22 protein-coding genes are annotated in these 21820 nt (G+C 60.4%); 11 read left to right on the forward strand and 11 right to left on the reverse strand.

The annotated features are described in order from the left end of the window. Positions 1–21: 21 nt before the first annotated feature. Positions 22–1071 carry a ferrochelatase gene (gene hemH, locus ACR0E2_RS16850; protein WP_171171784.1) on the reverse strand — a complete coding sequence of 350 codons (1050 nt, stop codon included), beginning with the start codon at positions 1069–1071 and terminating at the stop codon, positions 22–24. Positions 1072–1126: 55 nt separating this feature from the next. Next, positions 1127–1957 carry a methyltransferase domain-containing protein gene (locus ACR0E2_RS16855; protein ID WP_480447234.1) on the reverse strand — a complete coding sequence of 277 codons (831 nt, stop codon included), beginning with the start codon at positions 1955–1957 and terminating at the stop codon, positions 1127–1129. Between ACR0E2_RS16855 and ACR0E2_RS16860 the strand changes: the two genes are divergently transcribed. The 4 genes from ACR0E2_RS16860 to ACR0E2_RS16875 are packed head-to-tail and all read left to right on the forward strand — an operon-like array spanning position 1938 to position 4281. Next, on the forward strand, positions 1938–2702 hold the full coding sequence (locus ACR0E2_RS16860) for a double zinc ribbon domain-containing protein (protein ID WP_480447236.1): 765 nt from the start codon (positions 1938–1940) through the stop codon (positions 2700–2702). The genes ACR0E2_RS16855 and ACR0E2_RS16860 overlap by 20 nt on opposite strands. 38 nt (positions 2703–2740) lie before the next feature. After that, complete coding sequence (gene grxC, locus ACR0E2_RS16865) at positions 2741–2998, forward strand: glutaredoxin 3 (protein WP_224857906.1); 258 nt, start codon at positions 2741–2743, stop codon at positions 2996–2998. Beyond that, positions 2998–3828 (forward strand): carbon-nitrogen hydrolase family protein, encoded by an 831-nt coding sequence (locus tag ACR0E2_RS16870; RefSeq protein WP_480447238.1) that lies wholly within the window; start codon positions 2998–3000, stop codon positions 3826–3828. The genes grxC and ACR0E2_RS16870 overlap by 1 nt, the downstream gene beginning before the upstream one ends. Positions 3829–3840: 12 nt before the next feature. After that, positions 3841–4281 carry a MarR family winged helix-turn-helix transcriptional regulator gene (locus ACR0E2_RS16875; protein WP_480447240.1) on the forward strand — a complete coding sequence of 147 codons (441 nt, stop codon included), beginning with the start codon at positions 3841–3843 and terminating at the stop codon, positions 4279–4281. Between the two features lie 4 nt (positions 4282–4285). On the opposite strand, the gene ubiG is transcribed toward ACR0E2_RS16875, so the two are convergent. Beyond that, positions 4286–5032, reverse strand: a complete 747-nt coding sequence (gene ubiG, locus ACR0E2_RS16880) for a bifunctional 2-polyprenyl-6-hydroxyphenol methylase/3-demethylubiquinol 3-O-methyltransferase UbiG (protein ID WP_171120175.1) — start codon at positions 5030–5032, stop codon at positions 4286–4288. A 48-nt stretch (positions 5033–5080) separates the two neighbouring features. Here ubiG and pip point away from each other — a divergent pair, with 48 nt between their 5' ends. From pip to infB, 6 genes are all read left to right on the forward strand, one after another. Next, on the forward strand, positions 5081–6058 hold the full coding sequence (pip, locus tag ACR0E2_RS16885; RefSeq protein ID WP_171230291.1) for a prolyl aminopeptidase: 978 nt from the start codon (positions 5081–5083) through the stop codon (positions 6056–6058). Then, positions 6055–6876, forward strand: a complete 822-nt coding sequence (locus tag ACR0E2_RS16890) for an ABC transporter substrate-binding protein (RefSeq protein WP_480447244.1) — start codon at positions 6055–6057, stop codon at positions 6874–6876. Before pip ends, ACR0E2_RS16890 begins: the two co-directional genes overlap by 4 nt. Positions 6877–7036: 160 nt before the next feature. After that, positions 7037–7627 carry a ribosome maturation factor RimP gene (rimP, locus tag ACR0E2_RS16895; protein ID WP_152459779.1) on the forward strand — a complete coding sequence of 197 codons (591 nt, stop codon included), beginning with the start codon at positions 7037–7039 and terminating at the stop codon, positions 7625–7627. Further along, positions 7627–9246 carry a transcription termination factor NusA gene (gene nusA / locus ACR0E2_RS16900; protein WP_480447246.1) on the forward strand — a complete coding sequence of 540 codons (1620 nt, stop codon included), beginning with the start codon at positions 7627–7629 and terminating at the stop codon, positions 9244–9246. Before rimP ends, nusA begins: the two co-directional genes overlap by 1 nt. A gap of 22 nt (positions 9247–9268) precedes the next feature. Further along, positions 9269–9892 (forward strand): RNA-binding protein, encoded by a 624-nt coding sequence (locus ACR0E2_RS16905; protein WP_171120183.1) that lies wholly within the window; start codon positions 9269–9271, stop codon positions 9890–9892. Between the two features lie 8 nt (positions 9893–9900). After that, entirely contained in the window at positions 9901–12375 is a 2475-nt protein-coding gene (gene infB, locus ACR0E2_RS16910; RefSeq protein WP_480447248.1) for a translation initiation factor IF-2, read from the forward strand. Positions 12376–12445: 70 nt separating this feature from the next. Here the strand turns inward: infB and ACR0E2_RS16915 are convergent, their stop codons facing one another. The 6 genes from ACR0E2_RS16915 to ACR0E2_RS16940 all read right to left on the reverse strand — a co-directional run bounded on the left by ACR0E2_RS16915 (position 12446) and on the right by ACR0E2_RS16940 (position 18082). After that, positions 12446–13273 carry an alpha/beta hydrolase gene (locus tag ACR0E2_RS16915; protein WP_480447250.1) on the reverse strand — a complete coding sequence of 276 codons (828 nt, stop codon included), beginning with the start codon at positions 13271–13273 and terminating at the stop codon, positions 12446–12448. Positions 13274–13276: 3 nt separating this feature from the next. Further along, complete coding sequence (locus ACR0E2_RS16920) at positions 13277–14161, reverse strand: tryptophan 2,3-dioxygenase (protein ID WP_480447252.1); 885 nt, start codon at positions 14159–14161, stop codon at positions 13277–13279. Positions 14162–14225: 64 nt separating this feature from the next. Beyond that, positions 14226–15254, reverse strand: a complete 1029-nt coding sequence (tdh, locus tag ACR0E2_RS16925; RefSeq protein WP_480447332.1) for an L-threonine 3-dehydrogenase — start codon at positions 15252–15254, stop codon at positions 14226–14228. 19 nt (positions 15255–15273) lie between these two features. Further along, on the reverse strand, positions 15274–16224 hold the full coding sequence (locus ACR0E2_RS16930; RefSeq protein WP_480447254.1) for a PLP-dependent cysteine synthase family protein: 951 nt from the start codon (positions 16222–16224) through the stop codon (positions 15274–15276). After that, entirely contained in the window at positions 16221–17408 is a 1188-nt protein-coding gene (locus ACR0E2_RS16935; protein ID WP_480447256.1) for a glycine C-acetyltransferase, read from the reverse strand. The genes ACR0E2_RS16930 and ACR0E2_RS16935 overlap by 4 nt, the downstream gene beginning before the upstream one ends. Positions 17409–17518: 110 nt before the next feature. Beyond that, the gene (locus tag ACR0E2_RS16940; protein WP_480447258.1) at positions 17519–18082 is read right to left on the reverse strand and encodes a helix-turn-helix domain-containing protein; all 564 of its coding nucleotides are present in this window, start codon (positions 18080–18082) and stop codon (positions 17519–17521) included. A gap of 116 nt (positions 18083–18198) precedes the next feature. Here ACR0E2_RS16940 and ACR0E2_RS16945 point away from each other — a divergent pair, with 116 nt between their 5' ends. Further along, complete coding sequence (locus ACR0E2_RS16945; protein ID WP_480447260.1) at positions 18199–19374, forward strand: acetyl-CoA C-acyltransferase family protein; 1176 nt, start codon at positions 18199–18201, stop codon at positions 19372–19374. A 94-nt stretch (positions 19375–19468) separates the two neighbouring features. Here ACR0E2_RS16945 and ubiB read toward each other — a convergent pair whose 3' ends face one another. Together ubiB and ubiE are read right to left on the reverse strand one after the other, a co-directional pair. Further along, on the reverse strand, positions 19469–20998 hold the full coding sequence (gene ubiB / locus ACR0E2_RS16950) for a 2-polyprenylphenol 6-hydroxylase (protein ID WP_480447262.1): 1530 nt from the start codon (positions 20996–20998) through the stop codon (positions 19469–19471). A 3-nt stretch (positions 20999–21001) separates the two neighbouring features. Then, the gene (ubiE, locus tag ACR0E2_RS16955) at positions 21002–21754 is read right to left on the reverse strand and encodes a bifunctional demethylmenaquinone methyltransferase/2-methoxy-6-polyprenyl-1,4-benzoquinol methylase UbiE (protein WP_171641914.1); all 753 of its coding nucleotides are present in this window, start codon (positions 21752–21754) and stop codon (positions 21002–21004) included. Positions 21755–21820: the final 66 nt, after the last annotated feature.

Below are 21820 nucleotides of genomic sequence, written 5' to 3' on the forward strand. Positions count from 1 at the left end.
GTTTTTCCAAGGTTGTGCAGGTCAGTCCAGCCAGCCGCGCAAGTTTTCTTCGATCACTGTGCCCAATGCAGCAATGTGCGCCGCATCGTCATTGAGACATGGAATATAGGTGAAGGTTTCGCCGCCCGCTTCTTCAAAGCTTTCCTTGATCTCTTCGTTGATCTCTTCCAGCGTTTCGATGCAGTCGGCCGAGAATGCCGGCGCGATGACCGCTATGTTCTTTTTGCCCTGTTTGGCCAAATCCGCCACATGATCCACTGTATAGGGTTTCAGCCATTCCTCGGGGCCGAATCGCGACTGGAACGTTGAAACCAGTTGATCGTCAGACCATCCCAGCCGTTCCTTCAGCAGCCGTGTCGTCTTGGCGCACTGGCAATGATAGGGGTCACCCTGTTGCAGATACCGTTCCGGCATCCCGTGATACGAGCAGACCAGAATATCGGGTTTTATCTCCGCCGCTGCATAAGCACGTTCAACGGATTGCGCCAGAGCGTCGATATAGGCGGGTTGGTCGAAATAGGCCGGTACGGTTCGCGTGGCAGGCTGCCAGGCCTCATCCATCAGTGCACGAAAGAACTGGTCATTGGCGGTGGCTGTGGTTGCGCCCGCGTATTGTGGGTAAAGCGGGAAAAACAGAATACGGTCACAGCCCGCGGCAACCATCTCGCGCACTTTGGACTTTGTTGACGGGTTGCCGTAGCGCATGCAGAAATCGACCATCACCTGATCCCCATACCGATCCTGCATCGCGTCGCGCAGCTTGGCAGTCTGGTCCTTGGTGATCGTCATCAGCGGGCTTTCGCCCTTTTCATGATTCCAGATCGATTTGTAGGCTTCACCCGAACTGAATGGCCGCTTGCTGAGGATGATTCCCTGAAGAATCGGTTGCCATTTCCATTTCGGATAGTCGATGACCCGCTGATCCGACAGAAACTCGTTCAGATAGCGACGCATCGGCCAATAGGTATAATTGTCCGGCGTGCCCAGATTGGCCAGCAAAATGCCAACACGGCCCATCTTGACCTTGGGATGGTCGGCAGGGGCATGAGCGGGACGAGTGGCATCAAACATTGGGCATTCCTGAATTTTCGTGTTCCGACCTGAGATAAAGGGATTTGGTTGCGCGTCAATCCGACAGTTTGCCCTCTTCCGTGCGCAGGGCATCTGCCAGGCGCATTTGGGCTGACCCCGGGCGCAGCGGCTTTGGTTGGCTGTCATCGGGGGACCAACCGGTCAGGCAAATCAGTTCGAAGGTTGCGGCAAGACGGCCTGTTCCCGTCGAAAAGTGATCCGAATAGACGCGCTGCGCGGCTTCGAACACTCTGCGTCGGGTCGGACATTTCAACCGGGCAGCCAATGCGTTGGTCTCACCCATATCCCTCAGATCATGCATCAGGTGCCAGATATCGCGGTATTCTGCCGTCAGCGGTACGGCATCGGCCACTGGCAATGCCAGACCGGCCCGTTGCAGCAACCCACCCAGATCGCGCAGTGCGGCCATCGGGGCGATGCGGGGGCTGAGCCCGCCCGTGACTTCGATTTCGGCCTGACCCAGCGCGGCGCGCAATTCGTGAAGGGTTTCACCCCCAAGGCATAGAACAAGAACCAGCCCATCCGGTTTCAAAGCTCTTTTGCATTGGATCAACTGGCCGACCGGGTCATTGGCGCAGTGCAGCGCCATCGCATGAATCACCAGATCATGCGTACCGGGTTGCAGCGACAGCACATCGTCATCCGCGACAATGGCGGCATCCGGAAAACCGTCCGCCCAAAGCTGTGGGAAAGGGGTCACGACCGCAGGTGCCGTAAAGGTTCTGTTAACCATGGAGAGCCGATCCTGAACCTCATCAATGGCGGCGCGGTGCAAGAACAGGGCGTCGTCCTTCGCGCGGGCGCGATGATGCAGAATGGCGTTACGGTCGAAAAGAGAGGGTGCGGTGGGCTCGGGCAGTTTCATAGGTCGCAAGTATCGCATTGCGCAGCGGATTCAAACTGCCCTTGCATTGATCTATCCGCCGCGTTGCATTGGCTGCGGAGAGCTGACGGAATCCGATTTCGGCCTGTGTGGGGCGTGTTGGCGGGATACACCGTTCATCGGTGGCACGGTTTGCGAAAGCTGTGGGGTGCCCGTGATCGGAAGCGCAGACAGGTTCCGGATCGAGTGCGACGATTGTCTGAAAACCCCTCCGCCCTGGAACGCGGGCCGCGCTGCGCTGATGTATGATGGGAAGGCGCGGTCACTTGTTCTGGCCTTGAAACATGGTGACCGGACCGAACTGGCCCGCCCCGCTGCGCGTTGGATGGCGCAGGCCGGGCGCGAGCTGTTGCGGCCCGGGATGGTGATTGCTCCGGTGCCGTTGCATTGGTCGCGCCTGCTGAAACGGCGATACAATCAGTCTGCGCTGCTGGCACGCAACCTGGGGCGAGAAGCCGGGTTGGACTGCGTGCCGGATCTGCTGGTGCGCAAACGGCGGACCCCGGTGCTGGACGGAAAGACCGCGCGGGAAAGGGGCGAGACCCTGGAGGGCGCAATTGACATCCACCCAAGGCGGGTGCTGCATTTGAAGGGGCGCGATGTCCTGCTGGTGGATGACGTGATGACATCCGGCGCGACGCTGGCGGCGTGCACACGTGCGTGTCAGGCCGCAGGGGCAAATCATATTTTCGTGTTGGCACTGGCGCGCGTTGCCAAGGATGCCTAATTCGCCCAAGATCGCACGAAACCCAAAGGGACCGGAACATGAAGCCCGTAGAAATCTATACCTCGCCGCTCTGTGGTTTTTGCCACGCGGCCAAACGTCTGCTGAAGCAGAAAGGCGTTGAGTTCAAGGAAGTTGACATTCTGATGCACCCCAAACGCAAGCCCGAGATGATCCAGCGCGCAGGCGGCAAACGCACCGTGCCTCAGATTTTCATCGGGTCACAGCATGTGGGCGGCTGCGACGACCTTTACGAGCTGGAGCGGCAAGGCAAGCTTGACCGTCTGCTTGCGGCCTGATGAAGACCGCGCTGCTGCAAATCACGTCGTCGGATGATCCGGTCGAAAACTTGGACATGGTGCGCGCCATGGCGGCCGACGCGGCAGGGCAGGGTGCGCGGTTTATCCTGACGCCAGAGGTCACGAATTGCGTGTCAAACAGTACGACGCGGCAAAACGAGGTTCTTCGGCACGAAGAAGACGACATCACCTTGGCCGGCCTGCGGGATCAGGCCGCCCGACTGGGCGTGTGGGTGTTGATCGGGTCACTGGGAATCAAGACTCATGACGCTGACGGGCGGTTTGCCAACCGGTCTTTCATGATCAATCCGCAAGGTCAGATCGTGGCGCGCTACGACAAGATCCATATGTTCGACGTGCAGGTCACCGAGACCGAGACGTTTCGCGAATCAAAGAACTATCGCCCCGGCGAAAAGGCGGTCATAGCTGAAACCGATTTTGGCAAGGTGGGTTTGACCATCTGTTATGACATCCGGTTTCCATACCTGCATGCGGCTTTGGCGCAGGCAGGCGCGCGCATCCTGACCGTTCCGGCAGCGTTTTCACCTGTTACGGGCGCCGCGCATTGGGAATCGCTGTTGCGGGCCCGGGCGATCGAGACAGGCTGTTGGGTCTTGGCCCCCGCGCAAACGGGGGAACACCCATCAACGCGCGGAAAGACGCGTTTTACCCATGGGCACAGCATGGTTGTGGACCCTTGGGGAAAGGTGCTGATCGACGCAGGGACAGATCCGGGCATTCACATTTTCGATTTGGATGATAGTTCTGTGACAGAGGCGCGCCGCCGCGTGCCGTCGTTGACACACACCCGGTCTTTCACCGGACCCTGACAGAATTGAACAATGACGGAAGACACCAACGCCCTTGCGGTCACGCTGTTCAGCGAGATCCTGACCGCGGATCAGTTGTTGCGCAACCGGCTCAGCCGGGTGCTGCCCAAGGGTATGGAAATTTCGCATTTCTCGGTGCTGAATCATCTGGTTTTCGTCGGGGACGAGCGTAGCCCGGCGCAACTGGCCAACACATTCCACGTGACCCGTGGCGCGATGACCAATACTTTGGCCAAGCTGGAATGGGCCGGTTACATCCACATCCGCCCCGACTGGGACGACGCCCGCCGCAAGATGGTGGCGATCAGCCCCGCAGGTCGACGGGCGCGGGATCAGGCGATTTCCTCGATTGCCCCGCTGATCAACCGCGTGGTCGGAGAGCTGGGGCTGGAGCGTGTGCGCAGCGCCCTACCAGTGCTTCGGGATTTGCGCATGCAGTTGGAGGGGGAATAACTCCCTACTGTGGCTTCACGCTCGCCGTCACGTAGTTCACGCTCAAGTCCCGATCCGAGATGGACCAGCTCCAAAGGATCGGGTTGAACACGAACCCTTTGCGGTCCACCGGGTCCAGCCCGGCCTGACGCAGCAGGTCGAACAGCTCGTCCGGCGTGATGAACTTGTTCCATTCATGCGTTCCGCGCGGCAGCCAACGCATGACGACCTCGGCCCCGAAAATCGCCATGGCGTAGGATTTCGGGTTGCGGTTGATAGTTGAACAAATCTCCAACCCGCCGGGTTTGAGCAACTGACGCGTGGCGGTCAGATAGGACAGGGGATCAGCCACGTGTTCCACCACTTCCATGTTCAGCACAACATCGAATTGCTCACCGGCAGCGGCCATGTCCTCGGCCGTGGTATGGCGATAGTCGATCTTTAGCCCGGATTGTTCAGCGTGAATGCGCGCCACGGGCAGATTGCGTTCCGCGGCGTCGGCGCCCACAACGTCGGCCCCAAGACGCGCCATCGGTTCGCTCAGCAGCCCACCGCCGCAGCCGATATCCAGCAGGCGCAGACCTTCGAACGGCACAGGCGACTTTAGGTCGCGATCGAATTCTCCGGCGATCTGCTGCGTTATATAGTCCAGCCGGCACGGGTTAAGCATGTGCAATGGCTTGAATTTCCCGTGCGGGTCCCACCATTCGGCGGCCATGGCCTCGAATTTTGCGATCTCGGACGGGTCCACCGTGTTCGGATGCGCTTGCATTCCTGTCTCCGTGTGCTCTTTTACGCTTAAGGACTATATAGGGCCATAATGGACAAGTACCCGGACCAAAAGCGCGCAGTTCAATATCTGTACCCGCCGATCGACCCTTTCGACCAGCGGATGGTCGATATGGGCGATGGGCACCGTATTTATGTGGAACAATGCGGTAATCCTGACGGCATACCCGTCGTGATCCTGCACGGAGGGCCGGGTGGGGGGTGCAGCCCGGCCATGAGGCGATACTTCGATCCACAGGCCTACAGGGTGATTCTGTTTGACCAGCGCGGATGTGGCCGGTCGCGCCCCACCGCTTCGGTCGAAGACAACACCACGTGGCATCTGGTGGCCGACATAGAGCGGCTACGCAAACTCTTCGAGATCGAAGAATGGATCGCTTTTGGCGGAAGCTGGGGGGCGACTCTGGCGTTGATCTATGCCCAGACCCATCCCGATCGCGTCAGTCGACTGGTGTTGCGCGGGGTGTTCCTTGCGACTCAGGCCGAGCTTGACTGGTTTTACGGCGGTGGCGCCGGGCGGTTCTGGCCCGAGCAATGGCAGAAATTCACTTCACTGCTGCCCGAGGTTGAACTGAACGACACCATTGCCGCCTATAACAAACGTCTGTTTTCGGGCGACCGCGCGACAGAGATCCTGTATGCGCGGGCCTGGTCGCATTGGGAAAACGCGCTGGCGTCGATCCACACCAACGGATCGGTTGGCGAAAGCCCCGGCGAATACGCGCGCACCTTTGCGCGGCTCGAGAATCACTATTTTACCAACAAGGCGTTTTTGGAAACGGACGGGCAGATTCTGGATCAGATGGACCGGATCGCGCATATCCCGGGCCATATCGTGCAGGGGCGCTATGATATGATCTGCCCGCCGCAGGCCGCGTGGTCGCTGGCGGAACGCTGGCCGAATGCCGAACTGAAAATGGTTCGTCAGGCGGGGCACGCCCTGTCCGAGCCGGGCATCAGTGCGGAACTGGTGCGAATCATGGACCGTGTGGCGGAGGGTGTTGCATGACCCGCATCGATCGCCGTGCTCTCTTTGCCTCTGGTGCCGCTGCCGCATTGCTGGCGGCGACAGGAGCATCCCTTGCCGGTACCCCCAAGAAAGGCGGGACATTGCGTCTGGCTGTTCCGCGCGATGACAGCCTCGAGCAAGTAGCGCGTGGGGCCGTTTTCGACACAATGACCGAAATCGCCCCGGATGGTACGTTGCGCGGTGAACTTGCGACCGGCTGGCAAACCGACGCCGACGCACGGGTCTGGAGCTTTGATCTGCGTGATGATGCGGTCTTTCACGATGGCGAACCGTTGCAGATTGCCGATGTCCTGGCCGTTCTGGCCGAAATCGGAAGGCCCGAGGCCCTTGCCCCCAACCGCCTGCGGCTTGAACTTGCCGAGGCAAATCCCGGATTGCCTTTCCTGCTGGCCGACAGCCGCTTTGTTGTTGCGCGCGCCGGTGAAACCATATCCCCGTTGCGCAAGGCCAACGGCACCGGCTGCTATCGTGTCGAACGGGCAGAAGATGGCCGCCATTTTCTGGGTCGCCGTGTCGAGGGGCATTACAAAGAGGGTCAGGCCGGATGGGCTGACGCGTTTGAGGTCATTGTAATCCCGGACCCTGCCGTGCGGGCCGAGGCGCTGCGGGACGGGTATGTCGATATCGCGGCGCTTCCGGATCGGGCCGGAATGCGAGGCACGCGCGGTGTCCGGTTCCACCCGTCCGAGGCCGACATGGCCCTTGCCGTATCGGATGCTGTCGGGATGCCGCGGCATATTGCCGGGAACGGTGCGCTGGACGATGGCCGCATCGCCGAACGGTGGTGGATGGTGTAAATCCGAATGCGAATCCCTCGGGGGGTTGCAGACTCGGGCCATCCTGCGTATATGCAGTTTCAACAGCGGCGCGTTGGACTTCTGGTCCAAGGCTCCACCGGAAAATTCGACGGGCCGCGCGCCCGTTTTTTTGTGCCCGACTGACAGGGTAGAGTACCAGATGACAAACGACCTGATAGCAAAAGCTGCCATTGACCGGCGACTGGCCGAGATCATCACGCCCGTGATCGAGGATCTGGGCTATGAGCTGGTCCGCATCCGCCTGATGAGCGGCAAGCAGACCACGCTTCAGATCATGGCCGACAAGCCCGATGGCGGTATTGAAGTGGATGACTGCGCCGAAATTTCCAACGCGGTCAGCGCCACGCTGGATGTCGAGGATCCGATCCTTGACGCCTATACGCTCGAGGTGTCGAGCCCCGGTATCGACCGCCCTCTGACCCGTCTGAAGGATTTCGAGACCTTCGAAGGGTATGAGGCCAAGATCGAGACCGCCGAACTGATTGACGGCCGCCGACGCTTCAAGGGCGAATTGGCCGGGATCGAAGGGGACGAGGTTCTGATCAACATCCCCGAGGGGGATGAAACCATCACCATCGGTCTGCAATTCGACTGGCTGAGCGATGCCAAGCTGGTCCTGACCGATGACCTGATCAAGGAAATGCTGCGCCAGCGCAAGGATGCCGGCGCCCTGAACGAAAACGCTTTCGACGAGATTGAGACCGAAGGGTCCGAAGAGGAGACGAACTGATGGCAATCACCTCAGCAAACCAGCTGGAGCTGTTGCAGACCGCCGAGGCCGTGGCCCGCGAAAAGATGATCGACCCCGGCCTGGTTGTCGAAGCGATGGAGGAATCGCTCGCCCGTGCCGCCAAGAGCCGCTACGGCGCCGAGATGGACATCCGCGTCAGCATCGACCGCAAGACCGGCAAGGCGACCTTCACTCGCGTGCGCACGGTGGTCGAAGATGAAGAGCTTGAAAACTATCAGGCCGAAATGACCGTCGAGCAGGCAAAGCAGTACATGGAATCGCCCGAGGTTGGCGACGTCTTCGTCGAAGAGGTTCCACCGGTTGAAATGGGTCGGATTGCGGCTCAGTCCGCCAAGCAGGTCATCCTGCAAAAAGTGCGCGAAGCCGAGCGCGACCGTCAGTACGAAGAATTCAAGGATCGTGCGGGCACCATCATCAACGGTGCGGTCAAGCGCGAAGAGTTCGGCAATGTCATCGTCGATCTGGGCGGGGCCGAGGCGGTTCTGCGCCGCAACGACAAGATCGGCCGCGAAAGCTATCGCCCGAATGACCGGGTGCGCGCATACATCAAAGAGGTTCGCCGCGAAGTGCGTGGCCATCAGATCTTCCTGTCGCGCACCGCGCCGGAATTCATGGCCGAGCTGTTCAAGATGGAAGTGCCGGAAATCTATGACGGCATCATCGAGGTCAAGGCCGTGGCCCGTGACCCCGGTTCGCGCGCCAAGATCGCTGTGATTTCCTATGATGGCTCGATCGACCCCGTCGGTGCTTGCGTGGGTATGCGCGGCAGCCGTGTTCAGGCCGTTGTGAACGAGCTTCAGGGTGAAAAGATCGACATCATTCCGTGGAACGAAGATCAACCGACTTTCCTGGTAAACGCGTTGCAGCCTGCCGAGGTCTCCAAGGTGGTTCTGGACGAAGAAGCCGGCAAGATCGAGGTCGTCGTGCCCGAAGAACAACTGTCGCTGGCCATCGGTCGCCGCGGTCAGAACGTGCGTCTGGCCAGCCAGCTGACCGGTCTGGACATCGACATCATGACCGAAGCCGAAGAATCGGCCCGCCGTCAGAAGGAATTCGAAGCCCGTACCAAACTGTTCATGGACAGCCTGGATCTGGACGAATTCTTTGCTCAGCTGCTGGTCTCGGAAGGCTTCACCAACCTCGAAGAGGTTGCCTATGTCGAGATTGAAGAACTGCTGGTCATTGACGGCGTTGACGAAGGTACCGCGCAGGAACTGCAAACCCGCGCCCGCGAATTCCTGGAAGCACAGGCCAAGGCGGCACTGGATGCGGCGCGTGAATTGGGGGCCGAGGACAGTCTCATTGAATTCGAAGGTCTGACACCCCAGATGGTAGAGGCGCTGGCCAGGGACGACGTGAAGACTCTGGAAGACTTTGCAACTTGCGCCGACTGGGAACTGGCCGGTGGCTGGACGACCGTCGATGGTGAGCGTGTCAAGGATGACGGTGTATTGGAGCCTTTCGGCGTAACGCTGGAAGAGGCGCAAGATATGGTCATGACGGCGCGTATCCTGCTGGGTTGGGTTGATCCGGCCGAGCTGGAACAGGCGGAAGAAGACGTCGACGGCGACGCAGCAGACGAGGAGATCGAGGCCTGATCTCGGGCTTCGGGTGGCGTTTATGAGTCGCGGTGGCGCCCATAAGGATCGGTCCGACGGACCCGAGCGCAAGTGCATCGCCACGGGCGAGGTGCAGCCCAAATTCGGGCTGATCCGCTTTGTGACGGGGCCGGACGGTCAGGTTTTTCCGGATGTCGCGGCGAAACTACCCGGGCGGGGGGTCTATGTGGCGGCGGATCGTGCCGCCCTGGACAAGGCCGTTGGCAAGAAACTGTTTGCGCGGGGGTTCAAGGCGCAGGTGTCTGTGCCCAAGGACCTGGCGGAAAAGGTTGAACAGCAGATCGCGCGCCGCGTTATCGAGCTGCTCAGCCTGGCGCGCAAGTCCGGCGACGCGGTCGCCGGGTATGAAAAGGTCAAGACGTGGCTGGACCGGGAAGAGGCGCAGGTGCTGATTCAGGCCGCTGATGGATCGGGGCGCGGCAAGTCCAAACTGAGCACGCCGCACTTCGGGAAATACATAGGTTGGCTGACGGCAGACGAATTAGGACAGGCATTTGGGCGCCAAACGGTGATTCATGCGGCCTTGGCCTCTGGCGGACTCGCCAAACGTGTTGTAGAGGAAGCGCAGCGCCTGCGTGGCTTGCGCGAAACGGATGACGGCGGCAGGGGCCGCGCGGAAGGGTAAGTAGCTTTATGAGCGATAATGACGGCAAAAAGACATTGGGTCTTCGTGGCGGGGCACGCCCCGGAAATGTGAAACAGAGTTTCAGCCACGGACGTACCAAGAATGTCGTGGTGGAAACCAAACGCAAACGCGTGGTGGTTCCCAAGCCGGGCGCAGCAAAGCCGGGTGGCGGTGCAGCACCTTCGGGTGATCCGTCGCGTCGTCCTGCGGGCATTTCCGATGCGGAAATGGCGCGCCGCATGAAGGCGTTGCAAGCGGCCAAGGCGCGTGAGGCCGAAGAGGCCGCGGCGCGCGAAGCTGCTGAAAAGGCGCGCGAAGAAGAGCGCGCACGCCGCCGTGCGGAACAGGAAGCCAAAGAACGCGAACAGCGCGAAGCCGAAGAGCGTGCGCGTCAGAAGGCTGAGGAAGAAGAACGCAAGCGCAAAGAGGCGGAAGAAGCTGCCAAACGCGCCGCTGCCGCGCCCGCACCGGAAGAGCCCAAAGCGGCTCGTGCCCCGGCCAGCAAACCTGCGCCGGCAGCCACGCCGCGCAAACAGGACCGCGAACGTGAGCAGCGTGGCCGTGGCAAGGGTCGTGACGACAACCGCCGTTCGGGCAAGCTGACTCTGGGTCAGGCGACCGGTGGCGAAGGCAACCGTCAGCGCTCGATGGCCGCGATGAAGCGCAAGCAGGAGCGTGCGCGTCAGAAAGCCATGGGCGGTGCCGTTGAACGGGAAAAGGTGATCCGCGACGTACAGCTGCCCGAGGCGATCATGGTCTCGGAACTGGCCAACCGTATGGCCGAGCGTGTGGCTGACGTGGTCAAATCGCTGATGCAGATGGGCATGATGGTTACGCAGAACCAGACCATCGACGCAGACACCGCGGAACTGATCATCGAAGAATTTGGCCACAAGGTCACTCGCGTATCCGATTCGGATGTTGAAGACGTCATCAAAGAGGTCGAAGACAGCGAAGACGATCTGCAACCGCGTCCGCCGGTCATCACCATCATGGGTCACGTTGACCACGGCAAGACCTCGCTGCTGGACGCAATCCGCGACGCGCGCGTTGTGGCGGGCGAGGCCGGTGGCATCACCCAACATATCGGCGCATATCAGGTGAAAACCGATGGCGGCACCACGTTGACCTTCCTCGACACTCCGGGCCACGCGGCGTTTACGTCGATGCGCTCGCGCGGTGCTCAGGTGACGGATATCGTGGTTCTGGTCGTCGCGGCTGACGACGCGGTGATGCCGCAGACGATCGAAGCGATCAACCACGCAAAAGCGGCCGAAGTGCCGATGATCGTGGCGATCAACAAGGTCGACAAGCCGGATGCAAACCCGGACAAGGTGCGCACCGATCTGCTGCAACACGAAGTGATCGTTGAGAAAATGTCCGGTGACGTCCAGGATGTCGAAGTGTCCGCAATCACGGGTCAGGGTCTGGACGAATTGCTGGAAGCCATCGCGCTTCAGGCCGAGATTCTGGAACTGAAGGCAAACCCGAACCGCGCCGCCCAAGGGGCCGTGATCGAGGCGCAGCTGGACGTGGGTCGTGGCCCGGTCGCCACGGTTCTGGTTCAGAACGGCACCTTGCGTCAGGGCGATATCTTCGTTGTGGGTGAGCAGTACGGTAAGGTCCGTGCGCTGATCAACGACAAGGGTGAGCGCGTCAAGGAAGCCGGGCCTTCCGTTCCGGTCGAGGTTTTGGGCCTGAACGGTACGCCCGAAGCGGGCGACGTTCTGAACGTGACCGAGACCGAAGCGCAGGCCCGTGAAATCGCCGCTTATCGCGAACAGGCCGCCAAGGACAAACGCGCCGCGGCAGGTGCCGCGACCACCCTTGAACAGCTGATGCAGAAGGCCAAGGAAGACGAGAACGTGGCCGAGTTGCCGATCCTCGTCAAAGCCGATGTGCAGGGTTCTGCCGAAGCCATCGTTCAGGCGATGGAAAAGATCGGCAACGAAGAAGTGCGCGTGCGCGTTCTGCACTCGGGTGTGGGTGCGATCACCGAGACGGATGTTGGTCTGGCCGAAGCGTCGGGCGCACCGATCATGGGCTTTAACGTCCGTGCCAACGCATCGGCGCGGAACACGGCGAACCAAAAGGGTGTCGAGATCCGCTATTACTCGGTGATCTATGACCTCGTGGACGACGTGAAAGCGGCCGCATCCGGCCTGCTGAGCGCCGAGATCCGCGAAAAGTTCATCGGCTATGCCGAGATCCGCGAAGTCTTCAAGGTTACCGGTGTCGGCAAGGTTGCCGGGTGTCTGGTGACCGAAGGTGTTGCCCGCCGTTCGGCAGGCGTTCGCCTGCTGCGCGACAACGTGGTGATTCACGAAGGCACGCTGAAGACGCTGAAGCGCTTCAAAGACGAAGTGGCCGAGGTCCAGTCGGGTCAGGAATGTGGTATGGCGTTCGAAAACTACGACGATATCCGCCAAGGCGACGTGATCGAGATCTTCGAGCGCGAAGAAGTTACCCGCACCCTGGATTGATCCCAAGCGGGATGGACTCAAAAAAAACAGCGGCACCGATCGGGCCGCTGTTTTTGTTTGAAAAAATGCCTCATTGCGTGTCGGGCAGGAATGTCCCGGAATGCAGGATGATGTCGAAATGGTGCATTCCGTGTTTCAAGGCAAAGCTGACCGAGTGCCCGGCCTTGCGCAGCCGTTCCGCATAGTCGCGGCTTTGTCGAATGAATTCGCCGGTGTCCCGTTCCCCCACTGAAACATGATAGCGGGGGCCCGGTGGGGGCAGGTTGCGGATCGGGGACAGATCGTTCACTTCGACCGGGGTCAGGTGCAGCGGATCATTCACGGACGTCAAACTGATGGGTTCCAGATCATAAACACCGCTGATCAGAAGCACGTCACGCACACGCAGCCCGGCACGGGCCAATGCGCCGGCCGAGGTCGCCATGACCATGCTTGCCAGATGAGCGCCGGCACTGTGCCCTGACAAGGTGATCCGCGTCGGGTCGAATCCCAGTGCCTCGGCCTGTGACGCAAGCCACAGAAGGGCGTCGCGGCATTCGTCGACCATTTGATCCAGCCGCGCATCCGGGGCGAGCGTGTAGTTCAAGGTGGCAAAGGATTGCTCGGCTTCGATCAGCGCCGGGGCCATCATGGCCGATTCGCGCTGGCTGAGATCCTGCCAATACCCACCGTGAACAAAGACATGCAACGGGGCGCCGGCCCCCTTCGCGGGAAAGAAATCCAGCACCTGGGCCGGGGCGTCGCCATAGGCCAGGTTGGCCTGGACGGGCAATTCGGCACGGGCTTGCGCACTCAGCGTTTGATAGCTGGTCAGATAGGGGGTCAGGTCGCCACCGATCATCGAACTGGGAGAGTATTCCCGCTCCAGTTCGGCTTGTGAAAATCCGCGATACAGCATGGCTCAGCCCTGCCCGCTGTACATCAGTTCCGTCCGCACATCATAGAGGTCATGGAAGAACCGCAACTCAAGTGCTTTTCGCAAGAAAGCCACGCCGCTGGAACCTCCGGTACCGGGTTGCATTCCGATCACACGTTCAACCGCGGTGGCGTGGTCAAAGCGCCAGCGTTGAAACAGGCTTTCCACATCCATGAGCTTTTCTGCCAGCGCATACAAATCCCAATACTTGTCCGTGTTGCGGAACACGTCGACCCAGATCTGAACCACGCGCGGATCACCGGAATAGGGTTCGGAGTAGTCCCGCTCGATCAAATCCCTTGGAACGTCGAACCCCTGCCGGGCCAGCATGTGCAACACTTCGTCATACAGGGACGGTTTGGTCAGGGCGGCGTTCAGCATCTCCATCACCTCGGGGTCATGCTCGTGCACTTTCAGGGTCGAGGCATCCTTGTTGCCCAGAATGAACTCGATCTGCCTGTACCCATAGCTTTGAAACCCGGAAGAATTGCCGAGGGCCTGCCGAAACGTCATGTAGTCGGCTGGCGTCATGGTCAGCAGCGTTTCCCAGGCCGCAATCAATTGCCGTTGAATGGCCTTGATGCGGTCGAGGTTTTTCATGGCGGGTCCGAATTCGTCTTGTTGCAGGAACCGACACACCTCGACCAGTTGGTGATGCATCAGTTTCAGCCACAGCTCACTGACCTGATGAATGATGATGAACAGCATCTCGTCAGGTTGTGCGGGGTCCTGAAAGGTTTTTTGCAGGTTCAGCAGCGTCTTCAGTTGCAGGAAGTCGCCATAGCTTTTGCGGTGCGTTTCGGCGAAATCAGTGACCAGGGTGTCTTCGACCCCCCGTTGCAACAGACGATCGTCTTTGTTCTCGCCCATCTCATGCCTCCCTTGTGCAAGTTCTGCACCTGTCTAGGGGCTGAGGGTGCAACTTTCCAGCGCGTTAGGTCCAGTCCAGAACAACCTTGCCGGACAGGCCTGATTTCATCGCGGAAAACCCTTTGGTGAAATCATCAACCGCAAAGCGGTGCGTGATCACGCGGGACACATCCAGACCGTTTTGCAGCATGGCGATCATCTTGTACCACGTCTCGAACATCTCTCGCCCATAGACCCCCTTGATCGTGATCGCCTTGAACACGATGCGCGACCAGTCAACCGGAGATTTGCCCGGAGGAATCCCCAGCAACGCGATCTTTCCACCCATCACCAAGGCTTCGACCATCTGGTCCAGGGCGGCTTGCGAGCCGGACATTTCAAGCCCGACATCGAACCCTTCTTTCATCCCAAGCTCGGCGATGACGCCCTGCAAGTCCTCCGTGGAGACATCGACGGTCCGCACCGAGGGAACCACATGTTCGGCCAGTTTCAATCGGTCTGCGTTGATGTCGGTGATGACCACGTTGCGTGCACCCGCATGACGAGCGACGGCAGCGGCCATGATGCCGATGGGGCCCGCACCCGTGATCAGAACGTCCTCGCCCAGCAAATCAAAGCTGAGGGCGGTATGCACCGCATTGCCCAGCGGATCGAGGATGGCTCCGATCTCATCCGGTATGTCCTCGGGCAAGAGCACCACGTTGAAGGCAGGCAGTTTCAGATATTCGGCAAATGCGCCCTGTTCATTCACTCCGATGCCCCGAGTTCCCGGATCCAGGTGAAACTTTCCGGCGCGGCTCTGACGGCTGTCGGTGGTGATCAGATGACCCTCGCCCGAGCATCGCTGGCCGATTTCAAGCCCTGTCACGTTGCGCCCGATCTCGACGATCTCTCCAGCAAACTCATGGCCGGTGATCATCGGAACCGGCACGGTATGAGACGCCCATTCATCCCAGTTCCAGATATGGATGTCGGTGCCGCAGATACCCGTCTTGTTGATGCGGATCAGCACATCATCCGGGCCAATTTCGGGGATCGGGGCCTGCACCATCCACAACCCTTCTTCGGGTTTGGATTTTTCCAGTGCTTTCATTGTGTTGGGTCGCATATGTTTACTCCCACAAATCGGTCGACAGGTATTTCAGGCCGCTGTCACACATGACGATGGCGACGCAGCCGCCTTCTTCGGGGCCGCGCAGCAGTTCAATCGCCGCGGCAAGATTCGCGCCTGCCGAATAGCCGGCGAATATCCCCTCGGTCCGGGCCAGAAGCCGGGCGCAATCCCGCGCGGCCTTCCCCGAAACAGCAAGGTGGCCGGCCAATTGGCTATCCTTCAAATGCACCAGATCATCCATGGCGTAACCGCCGCCCTGAATGGGATGGTCCGGAGTCGAAACCGGCTCACCGGCCAAAGCGCGCGCGCCCGCAGGTTCCACGGCATAGCACCGCACGCCGTGCCGGTTCAGATACTCTGCCGCTCCGGCCAGCGTTCCGCCCGATCCTGCAAAGTCGCAGAATGCCGTGACGGCGCCTTCGGATTGCGCCCAGATCTCGGGCCCGGTCCCGGTTTCGTGGGCCTTGGGGTTGCCCGAATGACCAAATTGATCCGCACGAAACGCGTTGCGTGCGGTCGTGATGCGTTTCGCCTCGACATCGACCAGTTCAAGATCGGCCCCAGAGACTTCGCCGGGTTTGCTGCCGGGGGCCTGGGGGACGATCACCACCTCGGCGCCCAACGCGCGCATCATGCGGGCGCGTTCGACCGAGTTCCCCGCGCTCATGACTGCCACGAACGGGTGCCCCATAATGCCGCAGACAATCGCCAGGCCGGTGCCCATGTTGCCTGAGGTCAGCTCGACCACCGTCTGCCCCGGTGACAAAGTCCCGTATGCGCGCGCCGTTTCGATGATGGACTTCGCCGCGCGGTCCTTTTTCGAAAATCCCGGCAGCAAATAGTCAAGCTTGGCGATGATACGCCCGTTCAGCTTCTGCTGGGCACACACGCGCGACAGTTCGACCATGGGGGTGTCGCCGATCACATCGATGACCGATGGAAGGATCATTCGATGACCCCCAGCTCTTTGCCGACCTTGCCAAATGCGGACAGGGCGCGGTCCAGTTCATCCCTGGTCAGAGCCGCATTCATCTGCGTTCTGATCCGCGCTTGCCCGCGTGGGACGACCGGAAAGAAGAAGCCCGAAACATAGACGCCTTCGTCGAACAGCCGTGACGCCATGTCTTGTGCCAGCGTCGCCTCACCCAGCATCACCGGGATGATCGGGTGTTCCCCGGGCAGCAGGTCAAAGCCAAGCTTTTCCAGCCCGGCGCGCCAATATTTGGCGTTGCCGAAGAGTTGCGCGCGCAGCATGTCGCTTTCTTCGACCAGACGGATCGCCTCCAACCCGGCAGCGACGATCGAGGGCGGCAGCGAGTTTGAGAACAGATAGGGCCGCGCCCGCTGCCGCAGCAGGTCGATCACTGGCTGCGGCCCGGCGATATAGCCGCCGATTGCCCCCCCAAGTGCCTTGCCCAAGGTTCCCGTCAGAATATCCACATCGACGCCGAAATGATCGGGTGTGCCGGCACCGTTCGGCCCCATGAAGCCGGTCGCATGGCAATCGTCCACCATAACAATCGCATCGTATTTATCGGCCAGTTCCCGGATTTTCGGCAGGTTGGCCAGATAGCCGTCCATCGAGAACACGCCATCGGTGGCGATCATGATATGCCGCGCCCCGTCCTCGCGCGCCTGTTTCAGCCAGGCTTCGAGGTCGTTCATGTCGTTGTTCAGATAGCGATAGCGTTTGGCCTTGCACAGCCGCACGCCGTCGATGATCGAGGCGTGGTTCAGGCTGTCCGAAATGATGGCGTCTTCCGGTCCCAACAGAGGTTCAAACAACCCGCCATTGGCGTCGAAACAGGCGGCAAAAAGGATGGAGTCGTCCTTGTTCAGGAAATTGGCAAGACGTTGTTCCAGTTCGCGGTGAATGTCTTGCGTGCCACAGATGAACCGAACCGACGCCATGCCGAATCCTTTGGGCCCCATCGCTTGTGTTGCGGCCTCGATCAGCGCCGGGTGATCCGCCAGACCCAGATAGTTGTTGGCACAGAGGTTGATCACCTGCTTGCCGCCCACAGTGATCTCACCGCCCTGAGGCGAGGTGATCATTCGTTCGCGTTTGTAAAGACCCTCAGATTCGATCTGCGCAAGTGTGTCCGTGATATGGGACAGGAATGCATCTGCCATGGCGACCTCCGTTCAACTGAGTCGTACATCTAACATAACGGACGAAATTCCCAAATAGGGGAAATTCAATATGAAGGAAAAATATCCGTGAAGGCGGAATTTCGCGGATGTCAGGCGTTTTTTACGATCAGAAATACCCGGGCTGGCCCTTGGGCACAGATGGAATGCGCAATGTCGGCGGCGTATCGGGCCGTGTCCCCTTGGTTCAACGCGGACTCCGCATTGCCTGAAGTGACTTTGACCGCGCCTTCCAGCACGGTGAGCTGTTCACGGGCACCGCGGGCGTGGGGTTGGCTGTTCAGGGCCCCGTCCTCGTCGAATTCGATATCATAGACTTCATGACCCCCGGCCTCTTCCGGCGGTGACAGGATGCGAATTCGGCAGTTCTGCCCCATATTGTCGATGCTGGGCACTTCGGAGTTTCTGAGCACCTCGATCTGGTCCGTGGCTTTTGTGCCCTCCAAGAGACCGGCGAAATCCACCTGCAAGGCGCGTGTCAGGTTCCACAAGGTCGAGATCGTCGGGCTGCTTTCTCCGCGTTCGATCTGACTGACCATGGACCGGGACACACCGCTGAGATTGGCGACCGCTTCCAGGGACAGGCCTTTGGCGCGTCGTGCCTCTTTCAGGCGGGCGGGCAGGAGGTTCAGGATATCGTCTGTGTCTTCCGTCATGACGGAATCCATGGGGGCTGCGCAACGCAATGTCAATTCCCGCCGTGACGGGACGTCTGGGGCGACAGTGCCATTCTGCGCATGCATAATGCAGCGAAATTCAGGAGGAGTAGCTCATGAGCGATATAGTTATTCTCGACGGTGCCCGCACCGCAATTGGCACCTTTGGTGGTGCGCTGGCTTCAACCGCGCCGATTGATCTGGCCACTGTCGCGACCGAAGCGGCGCTTGAGCGATCGGGGGTCGAGGGGGCGCAGATCGGGCATGTGGTGTTCGGTCATGTGATCAACACTGAACCGCGTGACATGTATCTGTCGCGCGTCGCCGCCATGCAGGCGGGCATTCCCAATGGCACGCCGGCCATGAACGTGAACCGCCTGTGCGGATCCGGCGCGCAGGCGATCGTGTCAGCCATGCAGTCCCTGATGATGGGCGATGCTGACTTTGCGGTGGCAGGCGGAGCAGAGAGCATGTCACGCAGCCCCTATATCGTTCCGCAGGCGCGCTGGGGTGCAAAGATGGGCGACGTCACCTCGCCAGACATGATGCTGGGCGCGTTGAACTGCCCCTTCGGCACCGGACATATGGGGGTGACGGCCGAAAACGTGGCGGATGAGCATCAGATCAGCCGCGAGCAGATGGATGCGTTCGCATTGGACAGCCAGACACGTGCGGCAGCGGCGATCGAGGCCGGGTACTTCGACAGCCAGATCACTCCGGTACAGGTCAAGGTCAAGCGGGACATGGTCGATTTCAAAGTCGACGAGCATCCAAAGGCGACGACCGCCGAAGCGTTGGCCGGTCTGCGCCCGGTGTTCAAGAAGGACGGGCGTGTGACAGCCGGCAATGCCTCGGGCATCAATGACGGCGCGGCGGCGATGGTGCTGGCGACAGCGGATGCGGCCGAAAGGGCCGGTTTGAAACCGAAGGCGCGTGTGATTGGTTATGCGCATGCAGGCGTGCGGCCGGAAGTCATGGGCATCGGTCCAGTTCCGGCAGTGCAAAACCTGTTGAAGAAGACGGGCCTGTCAGCGGAAGATTTCGACGTGATCGAAAGCAATGAAGCCTTCGCTGCGCAGGCTCTGGCCGTGAATCAGGAGCTTGGATTGGACGCGAGCAAGGTGAACCCCAACGGCGGTGCGATTGCGTTGGGGCATCCGGTGGGGGCCACGGGTGCGATCATCACGCTGAAAGCACTGTACGAGCTGGAACGTACCGGCGGATCCAAAGGGTTGATCACCATGTGCATCGGGGGTGGTCAGGGGATTGCCATCGCCATCGAGCGGCTCTGACCCGGATGGGGTGCGGGGGGCTGTCTGCCCCCCATCGCGCCAGGGCGCGATTCCCCCCGAGGATATTTGTGGCCAGATGAAGCAGGCGGTTGGTTCAGCTGAGCGCGTTGATCAGCAAGACCAGCGCCGCACCTGCTGCGGCGCCGATCGTGGCGGGCAGAGCAAAGGACCAAAGGGTGGGCGTCTGCGGTTCGTCCTTCTGGGTCTGCGCGATCAGTGCGTTTTCGACCAGTGCCGGCAGACGCGGGCCGAAGCGGGCCAGCACCATTGCGGTTTTCCCAAAATCACGCAGGGCCGCCCGGGGGCCGATGGACTGTTTGATGTAGTCTTCGACCACGGGTCGGGCGACTTCCCAGATGTTCATATGAGGGTCGAGTGAGCGCGCAACGCCTTCGACGACAACCATGGTGCGTTGCAGCAGGATCAGCTCGGTACGTGTTTCCATCCCGAACCGTTCGGTCACTTCGAACAGATAGCTCAGCAACCGCCCCATCGAGATATGCGTGGCGTCCATGCCGAAGATCGGCTCGCCCACGGCACGCAGGGCGCGGGCGAACTCGTCCACGTCCTGGTTGGCGGGAACATAGCCGGCTTCGAAATGCACCTCGGCCACGCGTTTGTAATCGCGGCGGATGAAACCGAACAGGATTTCGGCATAGACCCGGCGCGTGTATTCATCGATATGACCCATAATGCCGTAGTCATAGGCTATGATGTCTCCGTTCGCGGCGACCTTGAGGTTGCCCTGGTGCATGTCGGCGTGGAAAAAGCCGTCGCGCAGGGCATGCAGAAGGAACAGGCGCAGGACACGTTCGGCCAGATCATTGCGGTTGTGACCTGCGGCATCCAGGGCATCATTGTCACCCAGCGCGATCCCGTCCGCCCAGCTGAGCGTCATGACGCGCCGCGCGGACAGTGACCACACAACGGGGGGCAGCCAGAAGCCGGTGTCGTCCTTTGTGTTGGCGGCATATTCGGAGGCCGCCGCGCTTTCCAGACGCAGATCCAGTTCGCCGCGTACGACACCGTCGAAATGCTCGATCACCTCCACCGGTCGCAGACGGCGCGCGCCGGGGGCGAAGAGCTGGACGATCCGGGCGGCGAAATAGAACGCATCGACATCTTTGCGGAACGCGCGTTCGATCCCCGGACGCAGGACTTTCACCGCGACATCCTCGCCCGTGCTGGTCAGCTTGGCCTTGTGAACCTGCGCAATCGAGGCTGCGGCAATCGGTTCGCTGAATTCGCTGAACATGTCTGAGATCGGCTGACCCAGTTCTTTCTCGACTTCGGCCATCGCGTCGGCTTTGGAGAAAGGGGGCAGTTTGTCTTGCAGAACGCGCAGTTGCTCGGCCAGTTCATTTCCGACGACGTCAGGGCGGGTCGAGAGCACTTGCCCGAATTTGATATAGGCGGGGCCAAGCGCCGTCAGGGCGCGCGTGGCCGGTGGCATGCCGGGGTCGCCTTTGTAGCCAAGCAATTGAAAGGGTTTGCCCAATGCGTGGGCCAGAATGCGAACGGCGCGCGGGGCTTCGAACGCATCCAGTACCACGTTCATGGCGCCTGTGCGCTCGAGCGTGGCGCCTGTGCGGATCAGGCGGATGATGTTATGGGGACCACGCATGTGTCAGATCTTCCAGCCGGAATGCAGCGCAGCGATACCCATGCTCAGGTTGCGGTATTTGGCGTTTTCAAAGCCTGCTGTGCGAACCATGTTCAGGAACGTTTCCTGATCGGGGAACTTTCGGATCGATTCGACCAGGTACTGATAGCTGTCATAGTCATTGGCGATCAGTTTTCCCATGCGCGGGATGACGTTGAAGCTGTAAAGGTCATAGAGCTTCTGCAGCCCCTCATTGGGCAGCTGGCTGAATTCCAGCACCATAAGACGGCCGCCGGGTTTCAGCACGCGGTAAGCCTCGTTCAAAGCTTCTTGCGGGCGGGTGACGTTCCGAATGCCGAACGAGATCGTGTAGACATCGAATGTATTGTCTTCGAAGGGCAGGGCCATGGCATCGCCCACGACCCAGTTCAGGCTGTCCGACATCTGATCTGCCTCGGCACGTTGCCGCCCTTCGATCAGCATCGGCTCGGTCAGGTCCAGCACCGTGGCGTGGCCGTGACCCGCGCGCTTGAGGAACCTGAACGAGATGTCGCCCGTACCGCCGGCCACGTCCAGCAGCCGCTGGCCGGGGCGTGGCGCCAGCCAGTCCATCATCGCGTCCTTCCAGACCCGGTGGATGCCCATCGACATGACGTCGTTCATCACGTCATATTTCGAGGCAACCGAGTTGAAAACGCCCTGCACGCGCCCGGCCTTTTCGGCCTCGGGGACGGTTTCGAAACCGAAATGAGTGGTCTTGTCGATGTTGTCGGACATTTGCCTTGCCGTTTGTCGAATTTCGCCTCTGTTATAGGGCCAAGAGAGGCGGGCACAATGCGGCCC

The organism is Ruegeria sp. A4 (assembly GCF_056543025.1).